Here is a 10,670-nt window from a genome sequence, read left to right on the forward strand (position 1 = left end):
TTCATGTCTAATACAGTAAATACGCTTTCGTTCGACGCCATCATCATTGGCGGCGGCGGTGCTGGCATGCGCGCTGCGCTGCAACTGGCACAGGGCGGTCACAAGACGGCCGTTATCACCAAGGTTTTCCCGACTCGCTCGCACACCGTATCCGCACAGGGTGGCATCACCTGCGCCATCGCGTCCGCTGACCCGAACGATGACTGGCGCTGGCACATGTACGATACCGTCAAGGGTTCCGACTACATCGGTGACCAGGACGCTATCGAATACATGTGTTCCGTAGGTCCGGAAGCGGTCTTCGAGCTAGAGCACATGGGCTTGCCGTTCTCCCGTACCGAACAGGGCCGCATCTACCAGCGTCCGTTCGGCGGTCAGTCGAAAGACTTCGGTAAAGGTGGCCAGGCTGCCCGTACGTGCGCCGCTGCCGACCGTACCGGTCACGCACTGTTGCACACCCTGTACCAGGCCAACCTGAAGGCCGGCACCGTATTCCTCAACGAATACTACGGCGTCGACCTGGTGAAGAACGAAGATGGTGCCTTTGTCGGCATGATCGTGATCTGCATCGAAACTGGCGAAACTTCCTACGTCCGCGCTAACGCCACCGTATTGGCGACTGGCGGTGCAGGTCGTATCTACTCGTCCACCACCAATGCCCTGATCAACACCGGTGACGGCGTTGGCATGGCTCTGCGTGCTGGCGTGCCGGTACAAGACATCGAAATGTGGCAGTTCCACCCGACCGGCATTGCCGGCGCCGGTGTGCTGGTTACCGAAGGCTGCCGCGGTGAAGGCGGTTACCTGATCAACAAGCACGGCGAGCGTTTCATGGAGCGTTATGCTCCGAACGCCAAAGACCTTGCTGGTCGTGACGTTGTTGCCCGTTCGATGGTTAAAGAAATCATCGCCGGCAACGGTTGCGGTCCGGATGGCGACCACGTGATGCTGAAACTCGATCACCTCGGTGAAGAAGTTCTGCACAGCCGTCTGCCAGGCATCATGGAACTGTCCAAGACCTTCGCTCACGTCGATCCAGCCGTAGCGCCGATTCCGGTTGTTCCAACCTGCCACTACATGATGGGCGGCGTTGCCACCAACATTCATGGTCAGGCAATCACTCAGGACGCCGACGGCGTTGATCAGATCATTCCTGGTCTGTTCGCTGTAGGTGAAGTGGCGTGCGTATCGGTTCACGGTGCCAACCGTCTGGGCGGCAACTCGCTGCTCGACCTGGTGGTATTCGGCCGTGCCGCTGGCCTGTTCCTGGAACAGACCCTGAAAGAAGGCGTTGACTACACCCGCGCTCGCCAGTCCGACATCGACGCAGCCCTGGCGCGTCTCGATGGCCTGAACTCGCGTACCGAAGGCGAAGACGTCGCTACCCTGCGTAAAGAGCTGCAAAGCTGCATGCAGAACTACTTCGGGGTATTCCGTACCGGCGAATACATGCAGAAGGGTATCGCTCAACTGGCTGATCTGCGTGGCCGTATCGCCAACGTCAAGATCAACGATAAGAGCCAGGCGTTCAACACTGCTCGTATCGAAGCGCTGGAACTGCAAAACCTGCTGGAAGTGGCCGAAGCTACTGCCATCGCTGCAGAAGTCCGCAAAGAGTCCCGCGGCGCTCACGCCCGTGAAGACTACGAAGACCGCGACGACGAAAACTGGCTGTGCCACACCCTGTACTTCCCGGGTGACAAGCGCGTTACCAAGCGTGCCGTGAACTTCTCGCCGAAGACTGTTCCGACTTTTGAACCTAAGATTCGGACTTATTAAGGGTGGCCGCCATGTTGCAAGTCAGTGTTTATCGCTACAACCCTGATCAGGACGCCGCGCCGTTCATGCAGGAATTCTCGGTCGATACCGGTGGTAAAGACCTGATGGTGCTGGACGTGCTGGCCCTGATCAAAGAGCAGGACGAGGGGTTCTCCTATCGTCGCTCTTGCCGTGAAGGTGTTTGCGGTTCCGACGGCATGAACATCAACGGCAAAAACGGTCTGGCCTGCGTCACGCCGCTGTCTGCTGTCGTGAAAGGCAACAAGTTGATCGTTCGTCCTCTGCCAGGTTTGCCGGTTATCCGTGACCTGGTCGTCGATATGAGCATCTTCTACAAGCAATACGAGAAGGTTAAGCCATTCCTGCAGAACGACACGCCGGCTCCGGCCATCGAGCGTCTGCAGTCCCCTGAAGAGCGTGAAAAGCTTGACGGTCTGTACGAGTGCATCCTGTGCGCTTGCTGCTCGACCTCTTGCCCGTCCTTCTGGTGGAACCCGGACAAGTTCCTGGGTCCAGCTGCTCTGCTGCAAGCCTACCGCTTCCTGGCAGACAGCCGCGATACCATGACTTCCGAGCGTCTGGCTTCGCTGGATGACCCGTTCAGCGTATTCCGCTGCCGCGGGATCATGAACTGCGTCAACGTTTGTCCGAAAGGCCTGAACCCGACTAAGGCCATCGGTCACATACGTAACATGCTGCTGCAAAACGGCGTGTGATTCAGCTGTTGTACCCGTAGGACTGCAGTACCCGTAGAGGCTAAGGCGCGGGCTTCAACCCGCGTCGTAGCTATAGCCAGAGCAGCAGCCCATAAGGCTGCGGCTCTTATTTTGAAGAAATGAGACAAGCAGGGGCATCCGGGCTGGTACCCGGACTATCAGCGTGATCCTAAGTGGCTTGTTTTGGTCGCTGCACTCGGACTTCTGCAAGCTTGCTCGGTGTCTTCGCCGATGGTGTTCCCCTAACCGAGGGTGACCAAGCATGCAAGAAAGCGTGATGCAGCGCATGTGGAACAGCGGCTATCTTTCAGGTGGTAACGCTGCCTATGTGGAAGAGCTTTATGAGCTCTACCTGCACGACCCTAACGCTGTGCCAGAAGAGTGGCGCACCAAATTTCAGACGTTGCCCGCTGACGGCAACGCTGCCACCGATGTATCGCACTCGACGATTCGCGATCATTTCGTGCTGCTGGCAAAGAACCAGCGCCGCGCCCAACCGGTTTCCGCCGGCAGCGTGAGCAGTGAGCACGAGAAGAAGCAAGTTGAAGTACTGCGACTGATCCAGGCCTACCGTATGCGTGGCCACCAGGCAGCCCAGCTTGACCCGCTGGGGCTGTGGCAGCGTCCTGCACCTGCAGACCTGTCGATCAATCATTACGGCTTGACCAATGCCGATCTTGATACGACCTTCCGTGCCGGCGACCTGTTCATCGGCAAAGAGGAAGCGAGCCTACGCGAAATTCACGAAGCGTTGCAGCAGACATATTGCCGCACCATCGGCGCTGAATTTACGCACATCGTCGATTCCGAGCAGCGCCATTGGTTCCAGCAGCGTCTGGAAGGCGTGCGTGGCCGTCCGGTGTATTCGGCCGATATCAAGAGCCACCTGCTCGAGCGCGTCACCGCAGGCGAAGGCCTGGAAAAATACCTGGGTACCAAATACCCGGGCACCAAGCGTTTCGGCCTGGAAGGCGGCGAGAGCCTGATTCCGATGCTTGACGAGCTGATCCAGCGTTCCGGTTCCTACGGCACCAAGGAAATCGTTATCGGCATGGCCCACCGTGGCCGTCTGAACGTGCTGGTCAACACCTTCGGCAAGAACCCGCGCGAGCTGTTCGACGAGTTCGAAGGCAAGAAGAAGGTCGAGCTGGGTTCCGGTGACGTTAAATATCACCAGGGCTTCTCGTCCAACGTCATGACCGCAGGCGGTGAAGTTCACCTGGCCATGGCCTTCAACCCTTCCCACCTGGAAATCGTTTCGCCAGTGGTCGAGGGTTCGGTGCGTGCCCGTCAGGATCGTCGTAACGACCCTACCGGTGAAAAGGTTCTGCCGATTTCCATCCACGGTGACGCGGCATTCGCCGGTCAAGGCGTGGTCATGGAAACCTTCCAGATGTCGCAGACCCGCGGCTTCCGGACCGGCGGTACCGTTCACATCGTGATCAACAACCAGGTTGGCTTCACTATCAGCAACCCGGAAGACTCCCGCTCCACCGAGTACGCCACCGACGTTGCGAAAATGATCCAGGCGCCGATCCTCCATGTGAATGGTGATGATCCGGAAGCCGTATTGTTCGTAACCCAACTGGCCATCGACTACCGCATGCAGTTCAAGCGTGACGTAGTGATCGACCTGGTCTGCTACCGTCGTCGCGGCCACAACGAGGCCGACGAGCCAAGCGGCACCCAGCCTCTGATGTATCAGCAGATCACCAAGCAGCGCACCACGCGTGAGCTGTATGCCGATCGTCTGACCCAGAGCGGTGTGCTTGACGTTGCACGTGTTCAGGCGAAAGTCGACGAATACCGCAACGCGCTGGACAACGGTCTGCATGTAGTGAAAAGCCTGGTCAAGGAGCCGAACAAAGAGCTGTTCGTCGACTGGCGTCCGTACCTGGGCCACGCCTGGACTGCGCGTCACGACACCACGTTCGATCTCAAGACCCTGCAAGAGCTGTCCGCCAAGCTGCTGGAAATCCCGGAAGGTTTCGTGGTTCAGCGCCAAGTCGCGAAGATCTACGAAGACCGTCAGAAAATGCAAGCCGGCGGCCTGCCGATCAACTGGGGTTACGCCGAAACCATGGCGTACGCGACCCTGGCGTTCGAAGGTCACCCGATTCGCATGACCGGCCAGGACATCGGCCGCGGTACGTTCTCGCACCGTCATGCGGTATTGCACAACCAGAAAGATGCGGGCACCTACATCCCGTTGCAACACCTGTACGAAGGCCAGCCACGTTTCGACCTGTACGATTCGTTCCTGTCCGAAGAAGCCGTACTGGCGTTCGAATACGGCTACTCCACCACCACGCCTGAAGCGCTGGTGATCTGGGAAGCCCAGTTCGGCGACTTCGCCAACGGTGCCCAGGTGGTTATCGACCAGTTCATCACCAGCGGTGAGCACAAGTGGGGCCGTCTGTGCGGTCTGACCATGTTGCTGCCACACGGTTATGAAGGTCAGGGGCCGGAGCACTCCTCGGCTCGTCTGGAGCGTTACCTGCAGCTGTGCGCCGAGCACAACATCCAGGTGTGCATGCCGACTACGCCGGCCCAGATCTACCACTTGTTGCGTCGTCAGGTGATTCGCCCGCTGCGCAAACCGCTGGTAGTCCTGACTCCGAAGTCGCTGCTGCGTCACAAGCTGGCTATCTCGACTCTGGAAGATCTGGCTGAAGGTTCGTTCCAGACCGTTATTCCGGAAATCGATGCGCATGATCCGAAAAAGGTCACTCGTCTCGTGCTGTGTAGCGGCAAGGTCTATTACGACCTGTTGGAAAAACGCCGTGCCGAAGGTCGTGACGACATCGCCATCGTGCGTCTTGAGCAGCTGTACCCATTCCCTGAGGACGACTTGATTGAAGTCCTGGCTCCTTATTCCAACCTCAAACACATCGTTTGGTGTCAGGAAGAGCCGATGAACCAGGGTGCCTGGTACTGCAGCCAGCATCACATGCGCCGCATCGTTGGCGGTCACAACAAGTCTCTCGTACTCGAGTACGCGGGCCGTGACGCTTCTGCTGCACCTGCTTGTGGCTATGCATCGATGCACGCCGAGCAGCAGGAAAAACTGCTGCAAGACGCCTTTACTGTTTAACGCCTTCGCGCACCTGAAACCGAATTTAAGGAACCACAGACAATGGCTATCGAGATCAAAGCCCCCACTTTCCCGGAATCGGTTGCCGATGGCACCGTTGCCACCTGGCACAAAAAGCCGGGCGACGCGGTCAAGCGCGACGACCTGATCGTCGACATCGAAACCGATAAAGTCGTACTGGAAGTGTTGGCCACCGCAGATGGCGTGCTGGGCGCTATCGTCAAGAACGAAGGCGACACCGTTCTGTCCGACGAAGTCCTGGGCTCCATCGAAGCGGGCGGTGCTGTTGCCGCTCCAGCTGCTGCTCCGGCTGCCGCTGCTCAAGCTGCTGCGCCTGCCGCTGTTGGCGAAGATGATCCTGTTGCTGCACCGGCTGCTCGCAAGCTGGCTGAAGAAAACGGCATCAACATCGCTTCCGTTGCCGGTACTGGCAAAGGCGGTCGTGTGACCAAGGAAGACGTGGTAGCGGCAGTTGCTGCCAAGAAAGCCGCTCCGGCTGCCGCGCCTGCCAAGGCCGCTGCCCCGGCTGCAGCTGCTCCGGTGTTCGCTGCTGGCGACCGCACCGAGAAGCGCGTACCGATGACCCGCGTGCGTGCCACAGTGGCCAAGCGCCTGGTTGAAGCCCAGTCGAACATGGCGATGCTGACTACTTTCAACGAAGTCGACATGACTGAAGTCATGGCGTTGCGTTCGAAGTACAAGGATCTCTTTGAGAAGAGCCATAACGGTGTGCGCCTGGGCTTCATGTCGTTCTTCGTGAAAGCGGCCACCGAAGCGCTGAAACGCTTCCCGGCAGTCAACGCTTCCATCGACGGCGGCGACATCGTGTACCACGGCTACGCTGACGTCGGCGTTGCCGTGTCCAGCGACCGTGGCCTGGTGGTGCCGGTTCTGCGTAACGCCGAACTGATGAGCCTGGCTGAAATCGAAGGCGGCATCGCTACCTTCGGCAAGAAGGCTCGCGACGGCAAGCTGACCATCGACGAGATGACCGGTGGTACGTTCACTATCACCAACGGTGGTACATTCGGCTCGATGATGTCGACCCCGATCGTCAACCCGCCGCAAGCGGCAATCCTGGGCATGCACAACATTCTGCAGCGTCCAATGGCGATCAACGGTCAGGTTGTTATCCGTCCGATGATGTACCTGGCTCTGTCCTACGATCACCGTTTGATCGACGGCAAAGAAGCTGTGACCTTCCTGGTGACCATCAAGAACCTGCTGGAAGACCCGGCTCGTTTGCTGTTGGATATCTGATTTCGTTGCACGGGCCACTCAGCGATGAGCGGCCCTTCTGTAATGACCAGCTTCGTCCCACGACGGTCCTCAAAAGGGACCGTCCGGTTTGATTCGAGAAGGAATGACACATGACTCAGAAATTCGACGTGGTAGTGATTGGCGCGGGCCCTGGCGGCTACGTGGCTGCCATTAAAGCAGCGCAACTGGGCCTCTCGACTGCCTGCATCGAGAAATACACCGACAAGGAAGGCAAACTGGCCCTCGGCGGTACTTGCCTGAACGTCGGCTGCATTCCGTCCAAGGCGCTGCTGGACAGCTCCTGGAAGTTCCACGAAGCCCAGGACGGTTTTGCGATCCACGGTATCAACCACGCTGGCGTGACCATGGACGTGCCAGCAATGGTCGGCCGCAAGGCCAACATCGTCAAAGGCCTGACCTCTGGCGTTGCTACCCTGTTCAAGGCCAACGGTGTGACTTCCCTGCAAGGCCACGGCAAACTGCTGGCCGGCAAGAAAGTCGAACTGACCAAGCCTGACGGTACTGTCGAAATCATTGAAGCCGAGAACGTGATCCTCGCTTCGGGCTCGCGTCCGATCGACATTCCACCGGCTCCGGTTGACCAGAAAGTCATCGTCGATTCGACTGGCGCTCTGGAATTCCAATCGGTACCGAAACGTCTGGGCGTGATCGGCGCTGGCGTGATCGGTCTGGAACTGGGTTCGGTATGGTCCCGTCTGGGCGCTGAAGTAACTGTCCTGGAAGCCCTGGACACGTTCCTGATGGCTGCCGACACCGCCGTTTCCAAAGAAGCACTGAAAACCCTGACCAAGCAAGGTCTGGACATCAAGCTGGGCGCTCGCGTTACCGGTTCCAAGGTCAACGGCGAAGAAGTCGTGGTGACCTACACCGACGCCAACGGCGAACAGACCATCACGTTCGACAAGCTGATCGTAGCCGTTGGTCGCCGTCCAGTGACCACCGATCTGCTGGCAGCTGACTGCGGCGTGACCCTCGACGAGCGTGGTTTTGTGTTCGTTGACGATCATTGCGCCACCAGCGTACCGGGCGTTTTCGCCATCGGTGACGTGGTTCGCGGCATGATGCTGGCACACAAGGCCTCGGAAGAGGGCATCATGGTTGTCGAGCGCATCAAGGGTCACAAGACCGAGATGAACTATGACCTGATCCCTTCGGTTATTTATACTCACCCGGAAATTGCATGGGTCGGTAAAACCGAGCAGGCCTTGAAAGCTGAAGGCGTTGAAGTTAACGTCGGCACTTTCCCGTTCGCAGCCTCTGGCCGTGCCATGGCAGCCAACGATACCGGTGGTTTCGTCAAAGTCATCGCCGATGCCAAGACAGACCGCGTATTGGGCGTCCACGTGATTGGCCCGAGCGCCGCAGAACTGGTCCAGCAGGGCGCAATCGGCATGGAATTCGGCACGAGCGCCGAAGACCTGGGCATGATGGTTTTCTCCCATCCGACCCTGTCCGAAGCCTTGCACGAAGCAGCTCTGGCAGTGAATGGCGGCGCCATCCACATTGCCAATCGCAAGAAGCGCTAAGCGGATAATAAGAAACCACGGCGGAATGGCCCGTCGTGAGCCTTGCATGCAAGACTCACCGCGGAATATCCGCTGGACGCAGTCTTGCGTAGCTCAGCTACGCAAGCAGCAGTCACAGGTGGTGCGGCACTTGAATGAGTGCAGCACCGAATGCGCAGTACCTAACGAAGACGGTAATAAGCATGAATCTTCACGAGTATCAGGGTAAGCAGCTGTTCGCTGAATACGGCCTGCCAGTTTCGACCGGTTACGCGGTAGACACCCCGGAAGCAGCAGCAGAAGCTTGCGACAAAATCGGCGGCAGCGAGTGGGTTGTCAAAGCCCAGGTTCACGCCGGTGGTCGCGGTAAAGCGGGCGGCGTCAAGCTGGTTCGCAGCAAAGAAGACGCTAAAGCATTCGCTCAACAGTGGTTGGGCAAGCGTCTGGTGACTTACCAGACTGATGCCAATGGTCAGCCAGTCACCAAGATCCTGGTTGAATCGTGCACTGATATCGCTAAAGAGCTGTACCTGGGCGCTGTCGTTGATCGTTCGAGCCGTCGCATCGTGTTCATGGCTTCCACCGAAGGTGGCGTGGACATCGAGAAAATCGCTCACGACACCCCTGAGAAAATCCTCAAGGCCACTATCGATCCACTGGTTGGCGCTCAGCCATTCCAGGGTCGCGAGCTGGCATTCCAGCTGGGTCTGGAAGGCAAGCAAGTTGCTCAGTTCGCCAAGATCTTCGTAGGTCTGGCCAAGCTGTTCAAGGATCACGACCTGGCTCTGCTGGAAGTGAACCCGCTGGTGATCAAGGCTGACGGCGATCTGCACTGCCTGGACGCCAAGATCAACATCGACGCCAACGCCATGTACCGTCAGCCTAAGCTGAAGACTTTCCACGATCCGTCGCAAGACGATCCGCGCGAAGCGCACGCTGCCAAGTTCGAACTGAACTACGTAGCGCTGGAAGGCAACATCGGTTGCATGGTCAACGGTGCTGGCCTGGCCATGGGTACCATGGACATCGTCAACCTGCATGGCGGTAAACCAGCCAACTTCCTCGACGTGGGCGGCGGTGCTACCAAAGAACGCGTTACCGAAGCGTTCAAGATCATCCTGTCCGACACTAACGTCGCTGCAGTATTGGTCAACATCTTCGGCGGCATCGTTCGCTGCGACATGATTGCCGAAGGCATCATCGGCGCTGTGAAAGAAGTCGGCGTGAAAATCCCGGTTGTTGTTCGCCTTGAAGGCAACAACGCTGAGCTGGGCGCTAAAGTACTGGCAGAAAGCGGTTTGAACATCATCGCTGCTACCAGCCTGACCGACGCTGCTCAACAAGTCGTTAAAGCTGCGGAGGGCAAATAATGAGCGTCCTGATCAATAAAGACACCAAAGTTATCTGCCAGGGTATTACCGGTTCGCAAGGTAGTTTCCACACCCAGCAAGCCCTCGAATACGGCACCAAGATGGTTGGCGGCGTAACTCCAGGCAAAGGCGGCACCGAGCACCTGGGTCTGCCAGTGTTCAACACCGTGAAAGACGCTGTAGCCGCCACTGGCGCCACCGCCAGCGTGATCTACGTTCCAGCTCCTTTCTGCAAGGACTCGATCCTTGAAGCAGCGTTCGGCGGCATCAAGCTGATCGTTTGCATCACTGAAGGCATTCCTACCCTGGACATGCTGGATGCCAAGGTCAAGTGCGACGAACTGGGCGTGATCCTGATCGGCCCTAACTGCCCAGGCGTGATCACTCCAGGCGAATGCAAGATCGGCATCATGCCAGGTCACATTCACTTGCCAGGCAAGGTCGGTATCGTTTCGCGTTCCGGCACCCTGACCTACGAAGCTGTGAAGCAGACTACTGACGCCGGTTTCGGTCAGTCGACTTGCGTCGGCATCGGTGGTGACCCGATCCCGGGTTCGAACTTCATCGACATCCTGAAACTGTTCCAGGAAGACCCGAAGACCGAAGCGATCGTGATGATCGGTGAGATCGGCGGTTCGGCTGAAGAAGAAGCGGCTGCCTACATCAAGGCACACGTGACCAAGCCGGTTGTTTCCTACATCGCTGGTGTGACTGCCCCTGCGGGCAAGCGCATGGGCCATGCTGGCGCAATCATCTCTGGCGGCAAAGGCACTGCAGACGAGAAGTTTGCAGCCCTGGAAGACGCAGGCGTTAAAACCGTGCGTTCGCTGGCAGACATCGGCAAGGCTCTGTCCGAGCTGACTGGCTGGGCGATGAAGTAAGCCTCGCGCTTACTTAAGCTCCACCAAACAAAGGCCACCTTCGG

The 10,670-nt window shown here is 58.2% G+C and carries 7 protein-coding genes; all 7 read left to right on the top strand.

Going from position 1 to position 10,670, the window contains the following annotated elements; genetic code table 11:
* Positions 1-3: 3 nt before the first annotated feature.
* Positions 4-1,779 (top strand): succinate dehydrogenase flavoprotein subunit, encoded by a 1,776-nt coding sequence (sdhA, locus tag NTD87_RS24395; RefSeq protein WP_262116747.1) that lies wholly within the window; start codon positions 4-6, stop codon positions 1,777-1,779.
* A gap of 11 nt (positions 1,780-1,790) precedes the next feature.
* Positions 1,791-2,495 (top strand): succinate dehydrogenase iron-sulfur subunit, encoded by a 705-nt coding sequence (locus NTD87_RS24400; protein WP_262116748.1) that lies wholly within the window; start codon positions 1,791-1,793, stop codon positions 2,493-2,495.
* A 262-nt stretch (positions 2,496-2,757) separates the two neighbouring features.
* Positions 2,758-5,589: a 2-oxoglutarate dehydrogenase E1 component gene (locus tag NTD87_RS24405; protein ID WP_262116749.1), complete on the top strand. Its 2,832-nt coding sequence runs from the start codon at positions 2,758-2,760 to the stop codon at positions 5,587-5,589.
* 42 nt (positions 5,590-5,631) lie between these two features.
* Positions 5,632-6,849 carry a 2-oxoglutarate dehydrogenase complex dihydrolipoyllysine-residue succinyltransferase gene (gene odhB / locus NTD87_RS24410; protein WP_262116750.1) on the top strand — a complete coding sequence of 406 codons (1,218 nt, stop codon included), beginning with the start codon at positions 5,632-5,634 and terminating at the stop codon, positions 6,847-6,849.
* Between the two features lie 110 nt (positions 6,850-6,959).
* On the top strand, positions 6,960-8,396 hold the full coding sequence (gene lpdA, locus NTD87_RS24415; RefSeq protein WP_262116751.1) for a dihydrolipoyl dehydrogenase: 1,437 nt from the start codon (positions 6,960-6,962) through the stop codon (positions 8,394-8,396).
* A 182-nt stretch (positions 8,397-8,578) separates the two neighbouring features.
* Positions 8,579-9,745 (top strand): ADP-forming succinate--CoA ligase subunit beta, encoded by a 1,167-nt coding sequence (sucC, locus tag NTD87_RS24420; RefSeq protein WP_007919879.1) that lies wholly within the window; start codon positions 8,579-8,581, stop codon positions 9,743-9,745.
* Positions 9,745-10,626 (top strand): succinate--CoA ligase subunit alpha, encoded by an 882-nt coding sequence (gene sucD / locus NTD87_RS24425; RefSeq protein ID WP_262116752.1) that lies wholly within the window; start codon positions 9,745-9,747, stop codon positions 10,624-10,626. Before sucC ends, sucD begins: the two co-directional genes overlap by 1 nt.
* Positions 10,627-10,670 lie beyond the last annotated feature (44 nt).

Source organism: Pseudomonas sp. 6D_7.1_Bac1 (genome assembly GCF_025465945.1).
In the GTDB taxonomy this organism is placed as follows: Bacteria; Pseudomonadota; Gammaproteobacteria; order Pseudomonadales; family Pseudomonadaceae; genus Aquipseudomonas.

What these genes read in the sequence shown, in the direction of transcription:
- NTD87_RS24400 (WP_262116748.1), top strand. Translation starts at nt 1,791, where the DNA reads ATGTTGCAAGTCAGTGTTTATCGCTACAACCCTGATCAGGACGCCGCG.
- sdhA (WP_262116747.1), top strand. Translation starts at nt 4, where the DNA reads ATGTCTAATACAGTAAATACGCTTTCGTTCGACGCCATCATCATTGGC.
- sucD (WP_262116752.1), top strand. Translation starts at nt 9,745, where the DNA reads ATGAGCGTCCTGATCAATAAAGACACCAAAGTTATCTGCCAGGGTATT.
- sucC (WP_007919879.1), top strand. Translation starts at nt 8,579, where the DNA reads ATGAATCTTCACGAGTATCAGGGTAAGCAGCTGTTCGCTGAATACGGC.
- lpdA (WP_262116751.1), top strand. Translation starts at nt 6,960, where the DNA reads ATGACTCAGAAATTCGACGTGGTAGTGATTGGCGCGGGCCCTGGCGGC.
- NTD87_RS24405 (WP_262116749.1), top strand. Translation starts at nt 2,758, where the DNA reads ATGCAAGAAAGCGTGATGCAGCGCATGTGGAACAGCGGCTATCTTTCA.
- odhB (WP_262116750.1), top strand. Translation starts at nt 5,632, where the DNA reads ATGGCTATCGAGATCAAAGCCCCCACTTTCCCGGAATCGGTTGCCGAT.